The organism is Kutzneria sp. 744 (assembly GCF_000568255.1).
In the GTDB taxonomy this organism is placed as follows: domain Bacteria; phylum Actinomycetota; class Actinomycetes; order Mycobacteriales; family Pseudonocardiaceae; genus Kutzneria.
On the sequence record NZ_KK037166.1, the window covers coordinates 3,509,012 to 3,532,343 of the forward strand.

A 23,332-nucleotide genomic window follows, 5' to 3' on the forward strand; every position below is an offset into this window, starting at 1 on the left:
CAGCGCCCGTAGAGCAGGCGGGACATGACCTCGACCGGCATCTCCTCGATCTCGCCCGACTCGACCAGCGCCGACACCGAGGCGCGGATCACCCCGAAGCTGTAGTGCTCCTCGGCCTCGCGCCAGCGGGCCCAGCCCATCACCACCGGGCCCTCGTGCACCACGATGCGCTGGAAGGCGGGGTCGAGGCAGACCCGCACGTAGGCCCGCAGGCCGGCCATGGCCGTCTCCCACGGGTGGCCGGGACCGCTGACGATCTCGCCGAGGCGGCGCATCGCCTTCGTCTCCACGATGTCGAAGGCCGCCTCGAACAGCGCCTGCTTGCCGCTGAAGTGGTGGTAGAGCGCGCCCTTGGTGACGCGGGCGCGCTTGGCCACCTCGTCCAGCGAGGTGCCGGCGTAGCCCCGTTTGGTGAACAGCTCCACGGCGCTGTCCACCAGGGCGTCCCTGGTGGATTCCGAGTACTCGAGCCGTCTCGACCGCGCTGTCGCCACGCTCACAACTGTATCCACATACCGCCGGTACGTACCCGTGGTATGGTCCTCGTGTCGGACATACCGCGAGTATGCCGAAGACCGGAGGTACGACGATGAGCTGGAACGACTACTACCGTCGCCGGGACGTCATCGACGCCGTACTGGCCAACCCCGGCACGATCGAGGAGGCCTTCACCCAGGTCCCCGACGCTGCCGCCGTGTTCGCCGACACCGACGAGCTGCTGCTGGCGCTGGACCACAAGTGGACCCGCGCGCTGACCGCTCGGATCGGGCTGGCCCTGTCGGACGCCGAGGGCGACCGGGTGGACGCCGTGTCCGCCGCGTGGCGCCGCGCCGTCGCCGAGAACCCCACTCTTAGGCGTTTGCTCGATGACAACGCCACCGGCGTGCTGGCCGATGCCACCGCCCGCGAGCACCGGATGCTCGCCCTGGCCGCCGGCCTGGCCGAGTTCACCGAGCCCAACGAGGTTCTCGAGCGTGTCGGCGGCGCCTTCGCCGCGTTGCTGCGCGGCCGGGTGCCCGCCGCCGCGTGACCCCGGACACGCTGGGGCGAAGCGTAAGGTGAGCGTGTGACAGAGGTCGTCCCCGAGGGCCGCAAGCTGCTGCGACTGGAAGTGCGCAACAGCCAGACCCCCATCGAGAAGAAGCCGTCCTGGATCAAGACGAAGGCCCGCATGGGCCCCGAGTACCAGGAGCTCAAGGGGCTGGTCCGCCGCGAGGGCCTGCACACCGTGTGCGAGGAAGCCGGCTGTCCCAACATCTACGAGTGCTGGGAAGACCGTGAGGCCACGTTCCTCATCGGCGGCGACCAGTGCACCCGGCGCTGCGACTTCTGCCAGATCGACACCGGCAAGCCCGCCGAGTTCGACCGCGAGGAGCCGCGCCGCGTGGCGGAGTCCGTGCAGGCCATGGGCCTGCGCTACTCCACCGTCACCGGCGTCGCCCGCGACGACCTGCCCGACGGCGGGGCCTGGCTGTACGCCGAGACCGTGCGCCAGATCCACGCCATGAACCCCGGCACCGGCGTCGAGCTGCTGATCCCCGACTTCAACGCCGAGCCGGACCAGCTGGCCGAGGTCTTCTCCTCCCGGCCGGAGGTGCTGGCCCACAACCTCGAGACCGTGCCGCGCATCTTCAAGCGCATCCGCCCGGCCTTCCGCTACGAGCGGTCGCTGGAGGTCATCACCATGGCCCGTGAGGCCGGCCTGGTGACCAAGTCCAACCTCATCCTCGGCATGGGCGAGACCCCCGAGGAGGTCACCGAGGCGCTGCACGACCTGCACGAGGCCGGCTGCGAGATCATCACCATCACCCAGTACCTGCGCCCCAGCGTCCGGCACCACCCCATCGAGCGCTGGGTCAAGCCCGAGGAGTTCGTCGCCCACTCCGCCGACGCCGAGAAGATGGGCTTCTCCGGCGTGATGGCCGGGCCGTTGGTCCGCTCCTCGTACCGGGCCGGCCGCCTCTACGCCCAGGCCGTGCACAAGCGTGGCGAGCAACTGCCCGCCAACCTCGAACACCTGCTCAAGGCCGGCACCGCCGCCCAGGAAGCCAGCTCCCTGCTGGCACCCCGCTGACAGACGTCCCGAACGGCCCCCTCCACACGCGGAGGGGGCCCGTTTTTGTTGTGCCTTCGCCCGATCGGAGCAATGCGTTTCGATCGCGTCACATCACTTGACAGAACACCACACAAATGGGGTTAATTGCCGTTCGCGGTGCGGACGCTTATCCGAATTGAACAGCGGAGGGCAGCGGATGGACTCGACCACGATGCAGGAACTGCTGCACAACTGGGTCGTCGTCCTCCTTCTCGTTCTGCTGGTGCTGCTGGCCGCGACCGCGACCGCACTGGCGTTCGTCCAGGGTCGAGAGGTTCAGCTCTGGCCCCCGAAATTCGGCGGCCGGCCGGCACAGAAGGCAAAATCGGGGTCGGGCAAGAAGGACGACGGGAAGCGGGCCGGCTATCATGAGTTCACCGTGGCCGACGCCCGCGACTTCTATGCGAAGATCGCCCCGAACTACGACCAGCGCAATTCCGGCGGGTTCCTGCGCACCCAGCTCAAGGTGGTCGCCCTCATCCGGAGCCAGTGGACCCGGGGTCGACAGCTGCACGTGCTCGACCTCGGCGGCGGAACAGGCAAGCTCGTGGCCATCCCGTTCTTCGACGAGGAGGACATCAGGTGGACCTACGTCGACAATTGCCCGAGCATGGCCGCGTTGTTCCAGGATAACCTGGAGGGCAGTCGTCTTGAGGGCACCGCCGAGGTCCGCCTGTGGAGCGTCGCCACCGCCTGCGATCGCCTTTCCGCCGCCGCGTTCGACGTGATCATCCTTTCCTTCACGCTTTCCTCCATGACCGAATGGCCCGACTTCGTCAAGTTGCGACGACTGCTCAGACCTGACGGCGTGGTCATCGTCTCCGACGCCGCCCATCACGGCGTCGAGAATCCACTCTATGAGGTGCCGGTCGACAAGACAGTTTACGCCCTGAAGATCAGGACCTTCTCCGTCGCCGAGCTCACCACCCGAGCCAAAAGCGCAGGTTTCGCCGTCGAGCTGCTCGACCACGTCGGCGTTGGCAACACCGACTATTCATTCGTCGTGAAACTGCGTAACCCGCGGTAGCCGGTGAACGAGCCGAAGGGGAACTCCACGGTGACGGCGTTGCCGTGGGCGCGAAGCCTGATGTCGGGGTCGTCGGCCGAGACGTAGGTGGCTTCATCCAGCGGCCGGAGGTGATGGGGCTTGCGCCCGAAGGTCGCCGTGCCGTCGGCCGAGATGGTGACGGCGCTGTCCTGGTCGCGATACGTGCCCACGAGCTCGGCCGGCACGGGGCCGGGAACCGGCACGACGGGTTCGGGCCGGGAAAGATGGGTCTCGACGAGGCGGCGGGTGAGGGCGTGGACATCGAGGCCCTCGCGGTTGCCGAGCACGATGAAGCCCAGTTGCTCGCCGGGAAACCTGAGGTAGTGGCTGACAAAGCCGTCGATGGAGCCGGTGTGGCCGGCGAACTCGACACCCCGATAGGCGCCGACGGACCAGCCGAGACCGTAGCCCTCGGTCCGGCCCGAAGACAGCGTGACCGGCATCCATGCGGCACGGTCGTCCTCGCGCAGCAGGAATCGGTCGAAGCGGATCAGGTCCTCAAGGGTGCTGACCATGCCACCCGCGGCTCCGGCGACGGTGACGCTCGGCATGCGAGTGGCGCCGCCGGACTCGGAGTAGCCACGGGCCCGGCGCGGGATGACGGCGTCGTCGGCGAGCACGCGGGTGTCGATCATCCCGGCGGGCCGCAGCACCTGCTCGGCGACGGCCTCGGCGAACGAACCGCCCGTGACCGCCTCGACGATCTGCCCCAACAGCCAGTAGCCGGTGTTGCTGTAGGAGAACCGGGATCCGGGGGCGAAGTCCAGGGGCAGATCGGCGAAGGCGGCGAGGATCTCCCCGGGCGTCTGCGGGAGATAGCTCCGGGCGTGAAAGCCGGGCACCTCAAGGAACTCCGGGATGCCCGAGGTGTGAGTCAGCAGCTGCCGGACCGTGACGTCCCGGCCCGCGGCCGGGTAGTTCGGGAGGTACGCGCCGATGGTCGTGTCGAGATCGATCAAGCCCCGCACGGTCAGCGCGGTGAACGGCTTGGTCACGGAAGCCAGCGCGAACACGGTGTCGGGGGCGACGGGTTGGCGCCATTCCAGGTCGGCGAAGCCCGTGCACTCCTGGTGGATCATCTCCCCGGCACGGATGACGGCGACGGCGGTTCCGGGGCTAGCCGACGGGGCTGAGGGTGACACCGTCCAACTCTGCCACGAAGTCGGGGCCGAAGGCGGAGGACGGGGTGTGGGAGCCGGGCTGGGCGTCGCCGGCGATCAGCTTCAACCCGGCGCGCAGCGCGGAGTCGGCGGTGAGCAGGTAGGGGTTGGGGCCGGTGAGGGTCATGGACAGCTGACGGCCGGCGGCGTTGCGGACCTGGCCCCACACCTCGCAGCGGCTGCCGGCGCGGGTGCGCTCGGAGGGACCGGGGATGAAGCCGGCCAGGCGCTTGGCGAACTCCCTGGTGGCGGTGGAGCGGAACATGGGGGCGAGCAGGGTCTGGGCCTTGCCGGCGAACTCGGGGACCACGGTGTAGGTGGTGATGGTGGGAATGCCGGTGGACCGGAAGGCGGTGCTGAGATCGCCCCACGGGACGGAACCCACACGGCGGGGACGTGAGGCGAACTCGGCGACCCGGGAGCGGTGGCCGACTGGGACTGTGACGAGGGCGCCGTCGACGCGGGCGCGGCCGCCGGTGGTGATGCCCTCGACGGTGGTCTTCATGGTGCCGGGGCTCATGCCGCCGCCGGCCAGGAAGGCGAGCTCCAGCTCGACGGCGTCGGGCAGCTCCCGGGCCAGGATGGCGGCGACGCCGTCGGTGGGCACGACGTCGAAGCCGGCGCCGGGCAGCAGCACCACGCCGGCGCGCTTGGCCTCGCCGTCACGGGTGAAGATGCGCTCGAAAACGTCGATCTCGCCGGTGATGTCGACGTAGTGGGTGCCGGTGGCCAGGCAGGCGTCGACCATGGGCTCGGACGTCACGGAGAACGGCCCGGCGCAGTGCACGACGGCGTCGATGTCGCCGAGGGCCTCACACAGCCGGTCCTGGTCGTCGAGGGGGACGACCCGGTGTTCCAGCCCGAACTCACGGGCGAGGGGTTCCAGCTTCTCGGCCGAGCGCCCGGCCAGCACGGGGCGTTCGCCGCGCTGCCCCGCGAGCTGGGCGATGAGCCGGCCGGTGTAGCCGTTGGCGCCGTAGACCATCAACATGGCCCTGAGTATGCCGAGCCGGAGCCGCCGTTGCTGCTCCCACCTCAACAACGGCGGCCCGCGTCTCGATTCTGCTCACGCGGGCGCGCGCTCACCAGGCGCGATGGGGCAGGGCGGAGAGGAGATCGGTCAGTCCTTGGGGCCGAACCACCCGGTCATCCGCTCGGGATCGAGCACGGCGTTGCGGCGCAAGGACAACGGTGGGTGACTCAGCGCGCCCCACACCCGCACCAGCGGGTTGCGCGAGCGCCACTTGGTGAAGGCGTCCATGGCGGCGACACCGGAGCGCTGCCCGGCGCAGCGGGAGGCGATCCGGTCGCACTCCAGCTCACGCGTCCACGTGTACGTCACGGCCAGCGTGAGGGCGATGCACGCGACGACGGCGGCGACCGGCCAGGGCAGGACCCACAGTGACAAGGCCGACAGAGTGAGCAGGTACACGGCGACGACGGTCTGCCGCAGGGTGTCGTGCCGGGCCAGGTGCGCCAGCTCGTGGGCGACGACAAAGGTGGTGGCCAGCGGGATGCGGTCGAGCATCGAGTCGTTCAGCAGCACGACACCGTGCCGCCCGGCGCGATAGGACCGGCCGACGGCCCGCGAGCCGACGCGGACCCGGACGTCGGGGATCCCGGCAAGCGCTATCCCGGCGGCCAGCTGGGGCGCCAGCAGCGCCGGCCGTAACCGGGTGCGGCGTTGCAGCTGGCGTAACCGGGCGACACGAACGAGGACGGCGGCGGCAAGCACGGCCATCGGGACGTCGACGACATATCCCAGCACCCGCAAGGCGTCCTCGCCCGCGAGCAGCACCAGCACCAGCGCGGCCGCCAGGTAGCCGCCACCGGCCGCGACCAGCCACCGGACGAGGTCTCGGTCCCTGGGCAGCACGGAGCCGACCACCTGTTCGTCAGCCGGAACCGGCTGCCCCTCCACCGAAGACACGTGCGCAGCGTACTTCCGTTCGGTCCACAGCGGACCTCCGACGACAGACGTTATGAAGTCGATTCGCGACGGAGCGTGAACTATGCGCCACGACCACACAAAACCGACACGGACAGCTCCGGGCTGGCGGTGATCTCCGCCTCGCCGAAGCGGTCCGGCACCCACCCGCCCCGGCCGTACAACACCGTCTGGTCGCCGTGGTGCGGCGAGGACGGGTCGGACGACTCAGAATAGGTGAGCAGGGTACGGGCCTTGGGCCCGTCCCGCGTCAGGCGCACGGCCATCACGAAGCTGGAACCCATGGTCACAGCGCCGAATCGGCCGTCGCTGCCCAGCAGCCCGGAGTCGGTGGCCGCGGTGATGTCATAACAGCCCTCCACGTTTCCGCACCCCGGCACCGGCAGCTCGCCGCCGCCGACCGTGGTGTACTGGGCCGCCGAGAGCGGCGCGTCGACCGGGACATGCAACTGTGCCAAGCGAAGCACCGCGTCGGCAAGCGCTTGCCGCACACCGGGGCTGTCCGTGTCGAGGGTGTTCGGCGTCGAGACGGGACGGCTCGGGTCGAACGGAACGGACCACACCTCCGGCACCCGGGCCGCACGCAGCCAGAACTCGCGCCACAGCACGGCTCCGCGGTCGCCGACCGAGTTCCGGCCGCTCCACGCGGCCAACGCCGAGCAGCCCGCGCTCACGTCCACCTCCCGGCCGTCGCCCGACATGAGCAAGGGATCGTGCCGGCACATCGTCACCGCGGCGTCACGGGCCCGCTCGGCGCTCCAATTCCGTTCTGCCGTCAGCAACTCATCCATGTTCGCCAGTGTGAACCCGGTCCCGATCCGATCCTGGATCTGTTCCAGTCCGAGCTGCGTGCGCGGAAGTCGTTTGGTCCCGACCGGTCCGTAGATCGCCGGCAGGGACGTGATCGGCGCGGCCGGGTTGGTGAGCCACGAACTGTCGTTGCTGTTGGTGACGAAGTCGGCACGGCTGAGCGTGGGATACCGGCTCGGGCCGAAGATGCCGGGCACGACGGCGTCCGGATCGCTGCCCCATGCACAGTCCGAAGTGGACCCGTCCAGCTCGATCTCGGTGGGGTACAGCGCTTTCGCCTCGGGCGTGTCGACGCAGCGGGCGGCCTGCTCGTCGGTGACGTGCGGAACCGCCGAGGCGTCGGCGAAGTAGGCGACACCGGTGGCGTCGGCGGCGATCGTGTTCACGAAAGGCACGCCCTGATACCGGTTCTGCGTCTCGCGCAGCTCGGCGACACTGTCGTCCTGGTCCAGCGACACCCACTCGTTGAAGGCCCGCCCGTTGTCGGCGCTGGCCCCACGCACGGCGACGGCGTGTGTCGCGGTCCAGCCGTCGGCCAGGACCGGCCCGTAACGCGACCTGTAAACCTTTGTGGTGACCGAGGATTCCGGCCCGGTCGGCACGGTGATATCCGTCTCGGTCATCCGCTCCGGCCGGCCGTCGACCAGGTAGCTGGTCGGGTCGCCGGGCACGAGATGCAGTTCGTACAGGGTGAATCGCTGCGCGGTGGACACGGTGTGCGTCCACGCCAGGTGCTGTGTGTGTCCGATCACGACAAACGGCGTGCCGTAGATGCTGGCGCCGCTGACGTCCATCACGCCGGGCACGGTCAGCTGCACCTGGTACATGCGATCCCCGCCCAGCCAAGGGAAGTGCGGGTTGGCCAGCAGGGCCGCGCCGTCGCCGCCGACAACACCGTGGGCTCCGATGGCCCCCCCGTTGCTGCCTTCCTCACCGGAGCGCGGATGGGGAATTGCCGCCCCGGTGGACCCGGCCGGCTTGGCGTCGGCGATGGCTCGCTGGAATTCGTGCAGGCCGCCGAACTGGCTGAACAGAAAGCCCATCTGCGTGATGTCGTCGGACGTGACCGGCCGCACCCACCGCGCCCCATGACAGGGCGCGGCGGCTTCGGCCACGTATCGATTGACTCCGGCCACGTAGCCGTCGATCAGCCGGCGGGTCTGGGCGTCCAGGCCCAACGGGGCGGGTTGGTCCATGACGCGGCGCAGGAAACCGTTGTTCAGCACGGAACGGACGAACGTGTCGCTGGCCAGGTTGGTCAGCGGGCCGTAACTGAGATCACCGGCGTCGGCGTTCGGGCCGAACCAGCGGGACCGGTCCCCGTTGGCCGTCATCATGATCTCTTCCAGCGCGCACAGATTGTCCTGCGCGAAGGCATATCCGTAGCCGTAGCCGGCGGAACCGATGTCCCGGGCCAGGATGTGGGGGATGCCGTGTTCGGTGCGGCGCACCGAGGCCGAGTAGATCGTCGCCGCTTGCCCCGTGCCGACGGCCGCGGCGGGCGCCGCGAGACCGAGCACGAGGCTTGCGGCGAGCACCAGGCGGAGCACTCGCATCGCGGAACCTCTCGACGTCACTCGGTCACCGAGAGTACCAGTGCGTGTGTCAACGGTGATGATGCCCGCCCCAGTCACCTCCGCCGTACCAGCAGCAGTAGGGCGGATTTCCCGGGCCCGTCAAGGCAATCGTGGTGGTGCGACGGGTCGTGGTCGATGGCACGGTGGTCGTGGGCGTGATGATGGGAGCCGCCGTGGTGACGGTGGCCACGGCCCGTGACGAGGACGTGGTGGCGACCGTCACGGAGGTCGGATCGCCCAGCAGCGACGTCGGAGTGGGGGTGTCCGTCCCCCGATACGGCTGCGGTACCGGTTCCGCAGTGGGGAGCGGCCCGCCGGAAGAGCGCGGCCCGAAGCCGATCACCGCGGTCAGCACGAGCAGGACTCCCAGCACCGCCAACACGAACACGTACCAAGGCGGCCGATTTCCCGGTCCCTGCACGCCCATCCGAGGCCCCCTTGACCGATCGAGTGGGCAGAGGCTAGTTGGGAACCTTGATCGGCTCAAGCCCCTTGCCCCGATCGGCAGATCCACTGTGGATCCGAGGCATGCTCGACAATTTCCGATCGGCGGAGGAATGAACGCGATCCGGTAACGGCCGTCACATCGCGGCGACTACCCGCTTTTCAAGCGAGCGGTCGGGCGGCCGGAGCCCGGGGTCACGCAGGCGCACGCCTACGCGGACGCGTGCGCCGCCGGGCAACGGCGTCTGCAACGACCGGGTGACCAGGGCGTGTCGGTTGGCCGAATGCTGGCACGACCCTCAGGGACCATGGGGTATCTTGAATTCATGATGAAGCTCGGCTCGCGCATTACATCACGCATTACGTCGTGGATCGTGCGCAGGCAGATGGCGAAGACGGGGCAGGACGGTTTCGATCTGTCGCGTATCCCCTTCATTCCCGATTCCGCTCTCATGCCGCTGGAGCGCGAGGGGGTGCACCCGGTCGACGCCATGCGCGTGCAGCGCGAGTCCGAGCCGGTCACACGCCTGAAGCTGCCGCTGGGGTTCCGCGCCTGGCTGATCACCGGGTACGAGGAGTCCCGAGCCGTACTCGGCTCGACCGACAACTTCAGCAACGATTTCGCCAATCTCACCGGTAGTTTCGGCATCACCGCGGAGCAGAATCCGGGCGGCCTCGGTTTCTCCGACCCGCCGGTGCACACGAAGCTGCGCAAGGTGTTGACGCCGGAATTCACCATCCGCCGGCTGAGCCGGCTCACGCCGCGCATCGAGCGCATCGTGGCCGACACGCTGGACACCATCGAGGCCGGGGCCAAGGACGGCCCGGTGGACCTCATGCAGGCCTTCGCGCTGCCGATCCCGTGCCTGACCATCTGCGAGCTGCTCGGCGTGGACTACGAGGACCGCGACGACTTCCAGCGCCTGGGCGCGGCCCGGTTCAACCTGTTCGGCGGGGCCAGCGCCTCGCTGGGCGCGATCTCCGAGTCGCTGGTGTACCTGCGTGGCGTGGTGGCCAAGCAGCGCCGCAACCCGGGCGACGACCTGCTGGGCCAGATCATCAAGGAGCACGGTGACACCATCGACGACGAGGAGCTGGCCAGCATCGCCGACGGCCTGCTCACCGGCGGCTTCGAGACGACCACCTCGATGCTGGCGCTCGGAACCATTGTGCTGCTTCAGGATCCGGTCGCGTTCGAGCGGCTGCGCACCGACGACGACGCGATCAACGCGTTCATCGAGGAGCTGCTGCGGCTGCTGACCGTGGTGCAGGTGGCGTTCCCGCGCTTCGCCCGCAAGGACATGGTGCTGGGCGGCCAGGAGATCAAGGCCGGCGACGTGGTGATCTGCTCGCTGTCCGGGGCCAACCGGGACGCGGCGCTGGGGCCGAACATGGAGGCGTTCGACCCGGACCGCCCGACCGCGTCCTCGCACCTGGCCTTCGGGCACGGCATCCACCGCTGCATCGGGGCCGAGCTGGCCAAGATGGAGCTGCGTATCGCCTATCCGGCGCTGGTGCGGCGGTTCCCGAAGCTGCGGCTGGCGGTCAGCCCCGACGAGCTGGCGTACCGGCAGGTGTCCATTGTGTACGGTGTGGACGAGCTGCCGGTTCTGGTGGACTGACCGCATTGAGGCTGATCGCGAGGCGGGGGCACAGTCGTGCCGCCCGCCTCGCGTGTTCTTCGAGGTGGGCTGGAACCGCCGCGTCGGCGATGAGCGGATAACCCCAGGGATCGACGGAAACCAATTCCGGCAACAGTTCCGCGCACAATCCCCGGCCGTCGCAGGCGATCCAGTCGACGTGCAGTTCATTCATCGGGACTCCTCCTCGAAAACCGCCAGCGCGCTGCGTACGAGCCGGGCCGTGCCGTCGGGGTGGTGGCAGGCTCCCCGGCCGCCGACCAGCCCGACCAGTTGCCGCACCTGGTCCCAGCGGCGGGCCGACAACGCCTCGGCCAGCGCCGGCAGGCCGAAGCGGCAGGGCCCGCACTGCCTCGTGCTCTGGGACGCCAGGTAGCCGACGATCTCGGCGGTCTTACGCAGGCCGCTTTCGTTGTTCGGCAAGGCAATTGCCACGCCTGCGCCCGGATCGGCGATCGTCTCGTGCGGCCTCAGCCAGGTGCCGTGATAGCCGCCGATCAGTACCGCCTTCGTGTCGACGCCGCCAGCGAGGTCCAGAAGCCGTTGCACGGCAACACCTCGCTCGACCTCGTACACACCGGGCCGTTGCACAGCGCCGGAAACAGTGGCCAGGAAGGTGTCGTGCCGGCGGAACCACCGGGGGCCGTAGCGGGCGATCTGCGCTATGCGAGCCAGCGTCTCCACGTTCTGCACCAGCATGTCGTCGCGACGGTCATTGGTGGGCAACGGTTTGCGGCCGTTGACGGCGGCCATCACCGCCGACGACTCTCCCGCCGTGAACGTGTCGGGCGCTTCGACACAGGTGATCGGATACCGGTCGGTTTTTCTCTGCGGGACAACAGCTCCGTACAGGTAGACCCGACGAGCGCCGACGGCCTCGGCGGCGAGTTGCAGGCCGTCCAGCACGAGGTGAGGGCACTGCTGGAGCAGCACCTTGTCCTTGCGGCTGGCCGGTTCGCCCTCGGCGGCGTTGGCGATCACCACCGGCCGGTCGGCGACCGAGGTGCGGGCCAGCTTGCGCCAGGTCGGGAAGTTGGCTCCGCCACGGCCGGTCAGCCCGGCCTCGGCCAGGGCGGCGATGAGCGCCCCGGGCGTGTGCTGCCAGGGCAGCGGGCCGTTGCGGGCAATGTGCTCGTCCTCGTCCCGCGCGGCGGCGTCGAGCAGCGGCCTCATGTGACGAACCTCCAGGTCGCGGCGGTGGCAACGGCGGTGGCGCAGCCGACGGCCAGCACGCCCATCCACAGCTGGGTGGCGTCGGTGCCGGTGCCGAGCCCGTGGGCGAGGGCGATCGGCCAGATCGCGTAGGCGGTCCAGTGCACGGCCCGCCAGGTGCGCAGCCCGAGGCGGGCCCGGTTCAGGCTGGTGATCAGCACGATCAGCAGCAGGTCGAAGGCCAGCGTGCCGAGCCCGAGCCAGAACGTTCGGTAGGAGCCGACGAACGGCACCAGCAGGTCGATCGGGTTGAGGTTGGCGTAGGAGTCGAACAGCAGGGTCAGCACGTGCGTGAGAACCAGGCCGAGCCCGATCAGGCTGGCGTTGCGGTGCACGGTGGCGACAGCGAACCGGGGCAGCCCGGCGAGGGTTTTTCCTTGCCTGGTGGCGATTCCCAGCGTCACCGAGACCGTGAGCATCAGCAGCGCCATCACGCCGGCGCCACGGGCGATGTACCAGATCACGGCCAGCCGCCGAGGGTTCGGACCGAGCCGTCCACCGCGACCAGCCGGGCCGGCACGTCGTGGGCCCGCAGCATTGCCAACGCGTCGTGGCCTTTGACCAGCGCGGCGGTGGTCAGCGTGTTCGCGTCGGCGCAGTGGTCGGCGACAACCGTGACGCAGCGCCAGATGCGCGGCGCGGGCTGGCCAGTGCCGGGATCGAGGATGTGGTGCAGCAGGCGATCGCCGCGTCGCCACTGCCGGCTGCGCGTGCTGGAGGTGGCGATCGCCTTGTCGGCCGGCATGGTGATCACGCAGGACGGATCGTCGGCGCGGTCCTGCACCAGGATCTGTCAGCCGGTGGCCGGCGCGGGGCCGGCGGTCGCGATGTCCCCGCCGAGGCTGACCAGCACGCCGGTGTCGAGGGCGTCGGCGACCAGCCGTGCGCAGCAGTCGGCGGCGAAGGCTTTGGCCGTCGCACCGAGGTCCAGGATCACGCCCTTCGGCACGGTCAGGGTGTTGCCGGTCAACTTGACGCTGCGCCAACCGGAAACCGTCACCGCGAGGATCACGCCATCGACGTCCACTGTGGACAGATCGCGGTCATAGCCGAGGGCGCACAGCGCGCTGCCGACGGTCGGATCCACGGCCCCGCCGCTGTCCTCCGCGGCCTTCAACGCCACCTCGACCAGCGTCGCCAGCAGCGGGCTGACCTGCACCGGGCCGCTGCTGCGGCCGGCAAAACATCAACTCGGAATCCGGCCGGAACCGGCTGCACGCCAGGTCGATCTCGGACAGCATCGACTCGATCAGCACGCGCGCCGCCCCCAGGGTTTCGGGTTCCGTGACGACAACACGGGCCGTGGTGCTCCAGACCGGCCACTCGTCGGCGTTCACCGGGGGTTCATGATCCCCCCGTTCTGGCCATGGGCTCCGTGCCCGTGGACAGCTGGCTGTCCGAAGTTGACGTGGTGGTCGCGCTGTCGGAATGGCTGACCCCGGCGGCCACCGCCACCGCCACCGCGCCGCCGACCCCGACCAGCGCGAGCGCCGCGGTGATCACGGCGGCGCTGCGAATCCCCTGCTCCCGAGCGTTCATGAGTCCACGGTGCGCCGCGGAGCTGTGGACCAGCTGAGCCCTCGCTGTGCCATCTCCTTGACCGTGACCGAGCCGACACCTAGGGTGACAAATTGTTAAGGAGGTTTACTAATAATGTCTGAGTCCGCACCGGAGCAGTCACCTTCCCGCCGCCGCTTCCTCCTCGGCACCGCCGCCGTCGCCGGCTCGGCCGCACTGCCACCACCGAGCTTCGACGCCGGCCCGAAACCCTTGGTGTTAGCCAACAATGTCGGCTACGAGCCGACCGCCTCCAAGCGCGTGGTGATCGCCGCGTCGAGGGCGTCCACCGCGCCCAAGCCGTACCAGGTGATCGACACCGCCACCGGCAGGACCGTGTCCCGCGGCCTGGCGCGCTACGTCGGCCCGGTCAAGGACTGGCTGGCCGACCAGGTGCCCGCCGTGCCCAGCTACTACTGGGTCGCCGACCTCACCGCGTTCAACCGCACCGGCCAGTACACCGTCACGGTCGACGGCGCCAGCTCGCAGCCGTTCTGGATCGAGCCGAACGTGCTGGAGCGGCGCACAATGTCGCACCTGATCCACTACTTCAAGGACTCACGCAGCTCCGGCCAGTACGACAAGGCCGACCGCAAGCTGCCGCTGAAGTCCGGCGGCACCTTCGACGCCAGCGGCGGCTGGTACGACGCGGCGGCCGACTGGGGCAAGCACTTCACCCAGCTGTCCAACCTGTCGTACTTCAACACGCTGTCCGTTCCCCTGACCGCGTGGGCGCTGGCCGCCTCGCACGACCAGGTGGCCAAGCGCAACAACACCGATCTGGTGGCGGCGCAGGGCTGGCTGCTGGACGAGGCGCTGTTCGGCGCCGACTACCTGACCCGCGTGCACACCCAGGGCGGCTCCTTCTACAGCTCGGTCGGCCAGCCCGAGGCCGACGACCTCGGCGCCGACCCGACCCAGCGCAGCCTGAGCACCCGGCAGGTCGACTTCCGCGAGGGCGGCGGCCTGGCCATCGCCGCGCTGGCCCGGTCCAGCACCTATCCGGTGTCCGGCGACTACACGTCTGTCGAATATCTGGCCGCGGCCGAAGACGCTTTCGCTTATCTCCTCGTCAACAACGTGTCACTGCTGAATGACGGCAAGGAGAACATCCTCGACGACTTCAACGCGCTGCTGGCCGCCACCGAGTTGTTCAAGGCGACCAAGAAGGACGCGTATCGGGCGGCGGCGGACGCGCGTGCGGCCAGTTTGTGCTCGCGGCTGGTGTCGTGGCAGGGCTATCACGACTACTGGCGGGCCGACGACGCCGACCGCCCGTTCTTCCACCCCTCCGACGCCGGCCTGCCGGTGGTCAGCCTGCTGACCTACCTGGACATCGCCGACACCACGACCAGGGCCAAGGTGCTGGACGTGGTGCGGCGGTCGCTGCAGTTCGAGCTGAACGTGACCGGCGAGGTGCCCAACCCGTTCGGCTACGCGCGACAGCTGGTGCAGGACGGCAAGGGCACGCGGTACACCGGCTACTTCTTCCCGCACAACGTCACCCCGCGCACGGACGACGCCTGGTGGCAGGGGGAGAACGCCCGCCTGGCCTCGATGGCCTCGGCCGCGCGCCTGGCCGCCGGCTTCTTCACCGGACCGTTCGCGGCCAGCCTGCGGGCCTACGCCCAGGACCAGCTGAACTGGATCGTCGGCGTCAACCCGTACGACGTGTGCATGCTGGAGGGCACCGGCCGCGACCAGCCGCTGTACCTGGAGTACGCGGACGGGCAGACGGCCGGCTCCTGGCGCTGGCTGCGCTCGGCCGGCGGCATCGTCAACGGCATCACCGGCAAGGGCGACGACGGCCGCGGGCTGGCCTGGGACCCGGGCGAGGCGTTCACCGGCCACAACACCGACTGGCGGTGGCTGGAGCAGTGGCTGCCGCACTCGACGTGGTTCCTTTACGCCGCTTCGATCGGTTAGGCAATAGGGCGAAGGGTAGGGCCGGGCAGCGATGCCCGGCCCTACGTACGTGTTCGGGCCTGTTTCAGGGGAATTCCTAGAGTGAGTTGACACTGTGATGGCCGGTTGCTTGACTGGGCCCAAGGTGACGTGAAACACCCGGCAAGGGACCGAAACCATGCGTATTCCACTGCCTTTCCGCCGGTATTGACCTTTCTCGCCCCGCGAATCATTCGATCACCGGCTCTTTCGTCGATCCGAACCGGGGGAGATCATGAAGCGGCAGGTTCTCGAACAGCGGGCGCCGGCACGGGCCCGGCGGCCACTGCGCGGCCGGGACGGACAGCTCGACCAGATCGTGGGCGCGATGCGCGCGGTCGACCAGGGCCGGCAGACGCTGCTGCTGGCCGCCCCGGTGGGCGCCGGCAAGACACGCCTGCTGATCGAGGCCGCGACGCTGGCCGAGGGCCGCGGGTTCTCCGTGGTGGACGGCATCGTGGACCGGCCGGAGATCTCGGTGCTGGGCCTGCCGGTGGTGCGCCAGCCGCATGCCGTCGCCCCCGACGCCGGCCGGCTGAGCTGGCTGACGGCGCAGTTCGAGCGGCACGTGGAGACCCAGCTGCGGCGGGGTCCCGTGCTGGTCACCGTGGACGATCTGCACTGGGCGGACCCGCTGACCGTGACCGCCCTGCGCGACCTCATGTCACGGCTGGACGACCGGCCGGTGGTGTGGATCTTCGCCATGCGGTCGGAGGAGTTGGACTCCCCCAACGGCTTGCTGCTCGGGGCCATGGCCGGCGCGGCCCGCACCGAGTGGCTGGCCGACCTGGACGCGCTGCCGGACGACGTGGTCACCGAGGTCGTCACCGACCTGCTCGACGCCACCCCGGACGCCGATGTCGCCTCGCTGTGCGAATGCATGGGCGGCAGCCCACGCTCGGTCGTCGACCTGGTCCTCGGCCTCCAGGCGGACGAGGCGCTCCGCATCGAGGCCGGCATCGCGCGGCTGGCCGACGGGCCGCTGCCGTTCAACCCGCTGTCCGTCGCCCTGGACGATTCCCGCCTGCCGCAACGGTTCCTGTCCTGCGTCCTTCGAGTCGCTGCCCTGGTCGTCCATGCGGGTGTGGATCACCGCCCAGGTCGCCGCCGCGCGCAGCGGTCCCGAGGCGGCCCTGGCTGTGTTGGCCGAGGTTCGCACCGATCCTTCCCGTCGCCGCGAGTTGTTGTTGGAGGACCCCGCCGCCGCGGCCTGGTGCGTGCGCACCGCCCTTGCCGCCGGCGACGAGGTCTTCGCCGAGACTCTTGTCGCCTCCGCCGAGGCCCTCGGCGTCGGATGGCATGCCCGGGCCCTGCATTCCCGTGACGTCATGGGTCTGGTCGCCGCCACGGAGCGGTACTCCGACCGATGGGCCCGCGCCTCCGCCACCGAGGACCTCGGCGGCCTGCTGGCCGACTACGACCGTGACGAGGCAGTATCCGCTTTGGACCGTGCCATGGAGGTCTACGACTCCCTTGGCGCCGCTTGGGATTCCGCCCGCGTCCGCAGCCGGCTGCGCCGGCTGGGCATCCGCCGCCGGCACTGGCACCACGTACCCCGGCCGGCCACCGGATGGGGCAGCCTCACCGGCACCGAGGAGAAGGTCGCCCGCCTCGTCGCCCACGGCCTCACCAACCGGCAGGTGGCCGCCGAGCTGTTCGTCTCGCCCCACACCGTCGGCTTCCACCTGCGGCAGATCTACCGCAAGCTGGCCATCCAGTCCCGCGTGGACCTGGCCCGGATCGCGCCCTAAGCCTTGGTCAGCTGGCTGAGCCAGCCGGCCTTGCTGATGTCGACCTGGTTGTCGCCGGACAGCACCGTGGGCGTGCCCTTGAAGTTCACCGAGTCGCGGGCCTTGTCGGTCTGGCCGCGGATCTCGGCGTCGAAGGCGCCGGCCTTGACCTCGTCCGCGAACTGCTGGCTCGTGATGCCCGCTTTGCGGCCGATGTCCACCAGCTGGTCATCGGTGTAGCCCGCCTGGCCTTCGGTCGGCTGCTGCTCGTACAGCGCGGCGTGGAACTCGGCGAACCGGCCGGCCTTGGCCGCGGCCAGCGCGGCATTGCCGGCACGGAGCGAGTACCCGGCGGGCGTCGTCTCGTTGTCCAGCAGATCCAACACGTGGTAGTCGACCCGCAACGACCCGGCGGCGATGGCCTTGGTCATGTCCTTGCCGTAGGGGTCTTCGAGGTTGTGTTTGCAGTACGGACACAGGAAGTCCTCGTACACGTCCAGCGTCGCCTTGGCGTTGGCGCTGCCCGCCACGACCGTGCCGTCCTGCTGCACCGTGGTCGCATACGTCCCGCCGGCCTGCGGCACATCGGCCCTCGCGTGCGTGACGACCACGCCCCCGATCACCGCCGCCGCGATCACTGCCACGGCCACCACCAGGATCAGGTTCCGCCGCCCGTCGCCCGCCCCTCGCGCCGCCGCGACTGCACCCCTGGTTCGATTCGCGCCCACCGAACACTCCTTCCCGTCCGCCCACCACGACGGCCGGGAGGCGCGAACGGTTCAGCGACCGAGCCGGGCCAGCACCGCGGGCCGCAGCGCGTCGACGTCGACGCCCAGGTTGCGCAGCACTTTCACGCCCACGCCGGGCGCTTGTCGATCTCCGCCGTCGGCCGCCTCCACACTTTCCCCTTCCTCCTTTCTGTCGCTTTCGGCGAGGATGCCCAGGAGAAGGTGCTCGGGGCCGATGGTCTCGCTGCCCAGCTCGACCATCTGCCGGAGCGTGTGCTCCAACGCCCGCTTGGCCCGCGGGGTGAACGGCGGGCGCGGGAAGTGGAACTTGCCGGGGCCGAAGGTCTCATCGGCGCGGCGGCGGATCTCGTCGACGTCGATGCCGATGGCGGCGAGGGCCTCGGTGGCGGCCTGGGGTCCGGCGTGGTGCGCGCCGCTGGCGACGAAGACCCTGGCGATCTCCTCACGGAGCGATGGCACGGTGACTCCGTTGTCGCGCAACACATCCCCGGCGACAGTGCCGGGCATTCCGGCCAGCCCGATGATCACATGCTCGGTCCCGATGTGGTCGTGGCCCTGCTCGATGGCCTCGTCCTGGGCCAGCACGAGGACCCGTTTGGCCGGGTCGGTGAACTTCTCGAACACGTCAGGCCTCCTTGTACTGCGCCTTGCGGCGGTTGGCGTGCTTCTCGTGCACGGACTGGCGGCTGACCGCGAGCGCGGTGGCGATGTCCTGCCACGACCAGCCCTGTTCGCGGGCGCTGTCGACGTGCAGCCGTTCGAGCTCCTCCAGCAGCCGCCGCAGCGCCACGACCGCCCGCAACCCGACGGCGGGGTCCTTGTTGGTGATCTGGCCGGCCAGTTCGGCCGGCGTGCTCTCGTCCGTCATGGTTGTCAGGTTAGCCTGACACGGGCCGTTGTCAAGACACCCTGACACTGCGGCTCAGCACGGCCGACTCGAAGCGGCGGGCCAGGGAGTCGGCGGGATTGGCGACCAGGCAGACGAGGTCACGGCCGAGCGGCGGATCCATCGGCACGACCACACCGGCGAAGCGAGCGCCGATGGCCGACCGGGGCACGATCGCGATGCCCACGCCGGCGGCGGCCAACGCGGCGGCGGTGACGGCCTGCCGAGTGCGCATCGCCACCGTGAGGACCACACCGTGTTGCGCCGCAACGGAATCCAGCCAGCCGGCGAACCCGTTGTCCACGTTGAGGTGCACAACGGGCTCGTCCCGCAGCTGCTCGAACGTGACCGCCGGTTGGTCGGCGAGCGGATGTCCTTGCGGCAGCACGACGACAACGTCCTCGTGGCCGATCAGTCCACTGTGGCCGGTCCAGCGGCTGGGCGTCGGACCGACGGCGATGTCGGTCTGACCGGAATCCAGTTGCTGCGCAAGGACATCGGCGCTGGTCGCCTCGGTGAGAACGATCCGCACGTCCGGATGACGCCGTCGCCACTGCCGCAGCACCGGGGCCAGGAGGCTGGCCGTCAGGCTCTCGGCGCAGCCTATGCGCAGCTGCCCGGCGGACCCTTTCGCGACGTCACGGCCGGTCGTGACGACCCGATCCGCGGCGGCGAGGGCGGTTCGGGCGTCCGCCTCGATCGCGCGGCCGGCGGCGGTGGCCCGGACGCCTCGGGGCAGCCGCTCCACGACGGCGGTTCCCAGTTCCTTCTCCAGCGCGGCCAGTTGGTGCGAGAGCGCCGGCTGCGACATGTGAGCCCCATAGCAAAAGCCCGGCCGGCCACCGGAATCCTCCCGGCGGTTTACCCGAATCACTTTTTGAACCGGTATCGGAGGGTTATTACACATATGGTGTCACAAAGTGGCAAATCATCCTGCGGAAATGTATACTATGGCTGGACTAAACTGGCAGCACATGTTTGTGCCTATCAAAACACAGTGGCTGTTCCGAACTGGACGTTTATTCACCGATCGTTCGCGCCGGCAACCGCACCACGAGTGGTTAGTCAATCCCTGCTATGCTTGTAATGTGCGCCAATCAGGGAGACCAATCATTTTTTGTCTCGAGTTTTGCCGTGTCGAAAATTTTTGCGTATGACCAAAGGGACATGGTTGTGGTCCCGTCGGTTAATAACGGCAGAGCACTTACGTTCCAGGGCACGAAGCGTAGGCATTCGTTGATTCTATGGATACCCTCGAAAACATTCAGATTGCGACGGGATTCCTACGGTGAGCTGCGGCGTTACCCAAGACGTGAACCTCACCGACAAGAAGGTCCTGATCATCGGCGGCGCCTCCGGCATCGCCGCCCGGCTCAAGTCCGACCTGGTCGCCGCCGGCGCCGACGTCGTCCTGGTCGGGAGGAACAGCACGCCCGCCGTCGACCTGACCGACGAGGACTCGATCCGCCGCCTCGCCGAGGAACTGGGCGAGGTCGACCACATCGTGTCCGTGTCGGCCGCGCACGCCAACGGGCCCGTCACCGAGCTGGACATGGACGCCGTGCACACTGCGCTGGACGTCAAGGTGGTCGGGCCGATAATGGTGGCCAAGCACTTCGCCGGGCGCATCCGCCCCGGCGGCTCCATCCTGCTGTTCTCCGGCGTCGCCGGCTGGCGGCCCAGCCCCGGCCTGGTGGTCATGGCCACCGGCAACGTCGCCGTCGCCGCGCTGGCCGAGGCCCTGGCCGTCGAGCTGGCTCCGATCCGGGTCAACGCCCTCTCCCCCGGCATCATCGACTCGGGCTCCTGGGACGGCCCCGACAAGGAGTCGTTCTTCGCCCAGGTCGCCGCGGCCAACCCCAGCCGAAGCATCGGCCACTCCTCCGACGTCTCCGCCGCCGTGTTGACGGTCCTGGCCAACCCGTTCATCAACGGCACCACCCTGCACGTGGACGGCGGGGCCCGGTTGGTCTGAAAACCCCGGCGAGTCACGCTCTCCGGCACACCGAAATACGGTTTCGGGCAGAACCGAGACCCGAGGCTCAGTTCTGCCCAAAACCGACATTCGCACTGCCTGAGAGCGTGACTCGCGGGGGTTAGAGGACCTTCTGGGCGCCGTTCATCGGCATGGTCACGGACTTCTGCCAGGTGCCGGACTTCACGACGGTTTTCGTACCGCCGACGCTGTGCAGGGTGAGGGCGGTGACCTTGCCGTTGCGCCACTCCAGGTCGAGTGTGAAGCCGCCGCGGGCGCCGACGCCGGTGACCCGGCCCGACCGGGCCCAGCCGGCCGGCAGGGCGGGCAGCAGGTCGATCTGCCCGGGGCGGGACTGGACCAGCATCTCCAGCATGGCGGTGGGGGCGCCGAAGTTGGCGTCGATCTGGAACGTCGTGCGCTCGCCGAAGGAGTACATGTCGAACAGGTTGGCGGCGCTGCCGTTGCCGAAGTTGACCGACGGCGTCATGACCGTGAGCACCATCTGGTACGCCTTCTCGGCGTCACGCAGGTGGGCCCAGCACGCGGCCCGCCACGCGCAGGCCCAGCCGAAGCTCTGCGTGCCGCGGGCGATGAGCAGGTTCCGCACGCCGTCGACGAGCTCCTTGGGGCTGGTGTCGACGCGAATCCGGTCGCCGGGGAAGAAGCCGATCAGCGGCGAGAGGTGCCGATGCTTGGTGTCGCCGAGGTTGTCGGGCGACATCCACTCCTCCAGCCACCCCGTCTTCGGGCTCACGACCGGCAGATACAGCTTGTCCCGCACGGCGGTGATGGTCTTGGCGTAGTCCTGATCCTGCCCCAGAACGTCAGCGGCGGTCTGGAAGTGGGTGAACAGGTCCCACGCCAGCTCCTGCGAGTACGTGTTGCCGATGCCGTCCTGCGGCCCCTGCTCCGGCGACCAGTCGTGGTCGTCGTACAGCTTGCCGTCCTTCTCGACCAGCCGCGCCTCCCAGAACTGCACGGCCCCCTTGAGCAACGGGTAGATCTTCGCCAGGTACGCCTTGTCCTGCGTGAACTCGTAGTGCTGCCACAGGTTGTTGCACAGCCACGCGTTGCCGGAGGGGTGCCACCACCAGCCGCTGCCGCCGTAGGGGTTGGTGGAGAAGGCGACGGCCCAGCCGGCGATCTTGCCGCTGGTGTTGCGGAAACGGTTTCGGTTGTCGTTGAACGCCTTCTGGGTGGTGGCGGTCCACGACGGCAGCTGCGAGACGCAGTAGTCGGCGAAGGCGTCGAAGCAGCGGCTCAGGCCGGCCCGGTCGGGCAGCCAGTAGTTCATCTGGACGTTGATGTCGGTGTGGTAGTCGGCGTACCAGTCCGGATTGTTGTTGGACACCCACAGGCCCTGGAGGTTCAGCGGCAGGCTGTCCCGCGAGCCGGAGATCACCAGGTACCGCCCGAACTGGAGGTACATGGCCTCCAGCTCCGGGTCGGGCTCGGCGTGCGGCGCGGCCCGCTGCCACAGCCGGGCCCAGGTGTCCATGGACCGCTGCTGCGACGACGACCGTCCCAAGTCGACGGTCATCCGGTTGTACAACGCCTGGTAGTCCGCGACATGCGTGTTCAGGAGCACGGTCCCAGCCACGCCGACGGCCTTCGCGGCCTTCTGCCGGGCGATGGCCAACGGGTCGACGGCGGCGTCCTTGAAGGCGGTCGCGGCCGTGGCGGCGTAGTTCGTGCCGCCGCACACGATGATCAGCACCTCCCCGCAGCCGGTGAAGCCAACCTTGTTGCCCTGCACGGAAACGCTGCCGCCCTTGCCGGCGGCGGTGACCACGCTCGCGTACTTGAGGCCGTTGTCCAGGGTGCCGGCGAAGGAGATCGCCCCATTCGCGCCGGCCGTGGTCTCGCCATGGGTTCCGGCCAGCGAGACGGAGCCGGCGTAGCTGCCGCCGCCGGACTGGGTCAGCCGGATCACCAGCACGTCGTCGGGGTGGCTGCTGTACACCTCGCGGCGGTAGTGCACACCCTTGTACGTGTAGGTCGCCGTCACGACGCCGTTGCTGAGGTCGAGCCGCCGCCGGTAGTCCTTCACCGCCGACAGCGCGTGCGCCGGCACGTCGACGCCGACTCTGGCCAGTTGTCCGTAGCTGCCGAAGTGGGTGGAGTCGTAGTTGAGCTGCCCGTCGTCCTGGACGACGTCGTTCACGTCGCCGTTCCAGAACGTGATGTCGGTGAGGTAGACGAAGTCGCTGCCCGGATCCCCGCCGACCAGGCCACCGAGCCGTCCATTGCCCACGGGCAGGCCCTGCTCGATGATCCGACCTTCTTCGGCCGGCGCGGGGTACCACAGCGCCGTGGCGTCGTTGTCCGCCACCACCTCGGGCGTCCGTCGGCGGACCGGGTCGGCCTGCGCGGTGAACGGCCGCAGTCCCGTCATCGCAGCTGCTACGCCCAAAACGCCGCCGAGGCGTAGCGCGTCCCGTCGGGTGTGGCCAGCTGACTCGGTCATCGTCGACCTCCTGATGCGTACCGGGTGTCGGCCGTAGCCTGCTCAAACATCCGATGAATGTCAATAAATCCTAATAAATTTGACCGG

Annotated in this window: 23 protein-coding genes and 2 pseudogenes; 9 read left to right on the forward strand and 16 right to left on the reverse strand. The window is 69.2% G+C overall.

Annotated features, from left to right (window positions below; translation table 11 throughout):
• Positions 1-500, reverse strand: a 500-nt coding sequence (locus tag KUTG_RS15645; RefSeq protein ID WP_084579354.1) for a TetR/AcrR family transcriptional regulator, incomplete at its 3' end; no start/stop codon positions are given.
• Between the two features lie 89 nt (positions 501-589).
• On the opposite strand from KUTG_RS15645, the gene KUTG_RS15650 reads away from it, so the two are divergent.
• From KUTG_RS15650 to KUTG_RS15660, 3 genes are all read left to right on the forward strand, one after another.
• Positions 590-1,030 carry a hypothetical protein gene (locus KUTG_RS15650; protein WP_043717638.1) on the forward strand — a complete coding sequence of 147 codons (441 nt, stop codon included), beginning with the start codon at positions 590-592 and terminating at the stop codon, positions 1,028-1,030.
• Between the two features lie 36 nt (positions 1,031-1,066).
• Positions 1,067-2,074: a lipoyl synthase gene (gene lipA, locus KUTG_RS15655; protein WP_043717640.1), complete on the forward strand. Its 1,008-nt coding sequence runs from the start codon at positions 1,067-1,069 to the stop codon at positions 2,072-2,074.
• A gap of 193 nt (positions 2,075-2,267) precedes the next feature.
• Positions 2,268-3,122, forward strand: a complete 855-nt coding sequence (locus KUTG_RS15660) for a class I SAM-dependent methyltransferase (RefSeq protein ID WP_198047183.1) — start codon at positions 2,268-2,270, stop codon at positions 3,120-3,122.
• On the opposite strand, the gene KUTG_RS15665 is transcribed toward KUTG_RS15660, so the two are convergent.
• From KUTG_RS15665 to KUTG_RS15685, 5 genes are all read right to left on the reverse strand, one after another.
• Positions 3,086-4,285: a serine hydrolase domain-containing protein gene (locus tag KUTG_RS15665; RefSeq protein WP_198047184.1), complete on the reverse strand. Its 1,200-nt coding sequence runs from the start codon at positions 4,283-4,285 to the stop codon at positions 3,086-3,088. The genes KUTG_RS15660 and KUTG_RS15665 overlap by 37 nt on opposite strands.
• Complete coding sequence (locus KUTG_RS15670) at positions 4,260-5,294, reverse strand: saccharopine dehydrogenase family protein (RefSeq protein ID WP_043717643.1); 1,035 nt, start codon at positions 5,292-5,294, stop codon at positions 4,260-4,262. The genes KUTG_RS15665 and KUTG_RS15670 overlap by 26 nt, the downstream gene beginning before the upstream one ends.
• 129 nt (positions 5,295-5,423) lie before the next feature.
• Complete coding sequence (locus tag KUTG_RS15675) at positions 5,424-6,233, reverse strand: M48 family metalloprotease (protein ID WP_157494558.1); 810 nt, start codon at positions 6,231-6,233, stop codon at positions 5,424-5,426.
• Between the two features lie 80 nt (positions 6,234-6,313).
• Positions 6,314-8,617 (reverse strand): penicillin acylase family protein, encoded by a 2,304-nt coding sequence (locus tag KUTG_RS15680; protein WP_043717647.1) that lies wholly within the window; start codon positions 8,615-8,617, stop codon positions 6,314-6,316.
• Between the two features lie 49 nt (positions 8,618-8,666).
• Positions 8,667-9,065 (reverse strand): hypothetical protein, encoded by a 399-nt coding sequence (locus KUTG_RS15685; protein ID WP_043717649.1) that lies wholly within the window; start codon positions 9,063-9,065, stop codon positions 8,667-8,669.
• A gap of 346 nt (positions 9,066-9,411) precedes the next feature.
• On the opposite strand from KUTG_RS15685, the gene KUTG_RS15690 reads away from it, so the two are divergent.
• The gene (locus KUTG_RS15690; RefSeq protein WP_043729509.1) at positions 9,412-10,704 is read left to right on the forward strand and encodes a cytochrome P450; all 1,293 of its coding nucleotides are present in this window, start codon (positions 9,412-9,414) and stop codon (positions 10,702-10,704) included.
• On the opposite strand, the gene KUTG_RS56340 is transcribed toward KUTG_RS15690, so the two are convergent.
• The 4 genes and pseudogenes from KUTG_RS56340 to KUTG_RS15705 all read right to left on the reverse strand — a co-directional run bounded on the left by KUTG_RS56340 (position 10,628) and on the right by KUTG_RS15705 (position 13,093).
• Complete coding sequence (locus tag KUTG_RS56340) at positions 10,628-10,897, reverse strand: ferredoxin (RefSeq protein WP_084579356.1); 270 nt, start codon at positions 10,895-10,897, stop codon at positions 10,628-10,630. The genes KUTG_RS15690 and KUTG_RS56340 overlap by 77 nt on opposite strands.
• Positions 10,894-11,895 carry an NADH-ubiquinone oxidoreductase-F iron-sulfur binding region domain-containing protein gene (locus tag KUTG_RS15695; RefSeq protein WP_052394618.1) on the reverse strand — a complete coding sequence of 334 codons (1,002 nt, stop codon included), beginning with the start codon at positions 11,893-11,895 and terminating at the stop codon, positions 10,894-10,896. Before KUTG_RS15695 ends, KUTG_RS56340 begins: the two co-directional genes overlap by 4 nt.
• Entirely contained in the window at positions 11,892-12,398 is a 507-nt protein-coding gene (locus KUTG_RS15700; RefSeq protein ID WP_157494559.1) for a ferric reductase-like transmembrane domain-containing protein, read from the reverse strand. Before KUTG_RS15700 ends, KUTG_RS15695 begins: the two co-directional genes overlap by 4 nt.
• Positions 12,395-13,093 (reverse strand): annotated as a pseudogene (locus KUTG_RS15705) (FAD:protein FMN transferase). The gene KUTG_RS15700 and the pseudogene KUTG_RS15705 overlap by 4 nt, the downstream one beginning before the upstream one ends.
• A 207-nt stretch (positions 13,094-13,300) precedes the next feature.
• Here KUTG_RS15705 and KUTG_RS15710 point away from each other — a divergent pair.
• From KUTG_RS15710 to KUTG_RS61290, 4 genes are all read left to right on the forward strand, one after another.
• Positions 13,301-13,510, forward strand: coding sequence for a hypothetical protein (locus KUTG_RS15710; RefSeq protein ID WP_043717651.1), 210 nt, complete (start codon positions 13,301-13,303; stop codon positions 13,508-13,510).
• Between the two features lie 77 nt (positions 13,511-13,587).
• Positions 13,588-15,417, forward strand: coding sequence for a glycoside hydrolase family 9 protein (locus KUTG_RS15715; protein ID WP_043717654.1), 1,830 nt, complete (start codon positions 13,588-13,590; stop codon positions 15,415-15,417).
• Positions 15,418-15,670: 253 nt separating this feature from the next.
• Complete coding sequence (locus KUTG_RS15720) at positions 15,671-16,759, forward strand: ATP-binding protein (RefSeq protein ID WP_043717657.1); 1,089 nt, start codon at positions 15,671-15,673, stop codon at positions 16,757-16,759.
• A gap of 4 nt (positions 16,760-16,763) precedes the next feature.
• Entirely contained in the window at positions 16,764-17,186 is a 423-nt protein-coding gene (locus KUTG_RS61290; protein ID WP_043717659.1) for a helix-turn-helix transcriptional regulator, read from the forward strand.
• On the opposite strand, the gene KUTG_RS15730 is transcribed toward KUTG_RS61290, so the two are convergent.
• The 5 genes and pseudogenes from KUTG_RS15730 to KUTG_RS15745 all read right to left on the reverse strand — a co-directional run bounded on the left by KUTG_RS15730 (position 17,183) and on the right by KUTG_RS15745 (position 19,611).
• A complete protein-coding gene (locus KUTG_RS15730) occupies positions 17,183-17,893 on the reverse strand; it encodes a DsbA family protein (RefSeq protein ID WP_043717662.1) in 711 nt (236 codons plus the stop codon). The genes KUTG_RS61290 and KUTG_RS15730 overlap by 4 nt on opposite strands.
• 51 nt (positions 17,894-17,944) lie before the next feature.
• Positions 17,945-18,154, reverse strand: a complete 210-nt coding sequence (locus KUTG_RS66225) for a Clp protease N-terminal domain-containing protein (RefSeq protein ID WP_369794642.1) — start codon at positions 18,152-18,154, stop codon at positions 17,945-17,947.
• A gap of 201 nt (positions 18,155-18,355) precedes the next feature.
• Positions 18,356-18,538 (reverse strand): annotated as a pseudogene (locus KUTG_RS66230) (Clp protease N-terminal domain-containing protein); the annotation flags it as partial.
• 1 nt (position 18,539) lies between these two features.
• On the reverse strand, positions 18,540-18,782 hold the full coding sequence (locus KUTG_RS15740) for a hypothetical protein (RefSeq protein WP_043717667.1): 243 nt from the start codon (positions 18,780-18,782) through the stop codon (positions 18,540-18,542).
• Positions 18,783-18,813: 31 nt separating this feature from the next.
• Entirely contained in the window at positions 18,814-19,611 is a 798-nt protein-coding gene (locus tag KUTG_RS15745; protein WP_052394623.1) for a LysR family transcriptional regulator, read from the reverse strand.
• Positions 19,612-20,088: 477 nt separating this feature from the next.
• Between KUTG_RS15745 and KUTG_RS15750 the strand changes: the two genes are divergently transcribed.
• Positions 20,089-20,775: an SDR family oxidoreductase gene (locus KUTG_RS15750; protein ID WP_232240813.1), complete on the forward strand. Its 687-nt coding sequence runs from the start codon at positions 20,089-20,091 to the stop codon at positions 20,773-20,775.
• A gap of 121 nt (positions 20,776-20,896) precedes the next feature.
• Here the strand turns inward: KUTG_RS15750 and KUTG_RS15755 are convergent, their stop codons facing one another.
• Entirely contained in the window at positions 20,897-23,245 is a 2,349-nt protein-coding gene (locus tag KUTG_RS15755) for a glycosyl hydrolase family 95 catalytic domain-containing protein (protein ID WP_043717672.1), read from the reverse strand.
• Positions 23,246-23,332: the final 87 nt, after the last annotated feature.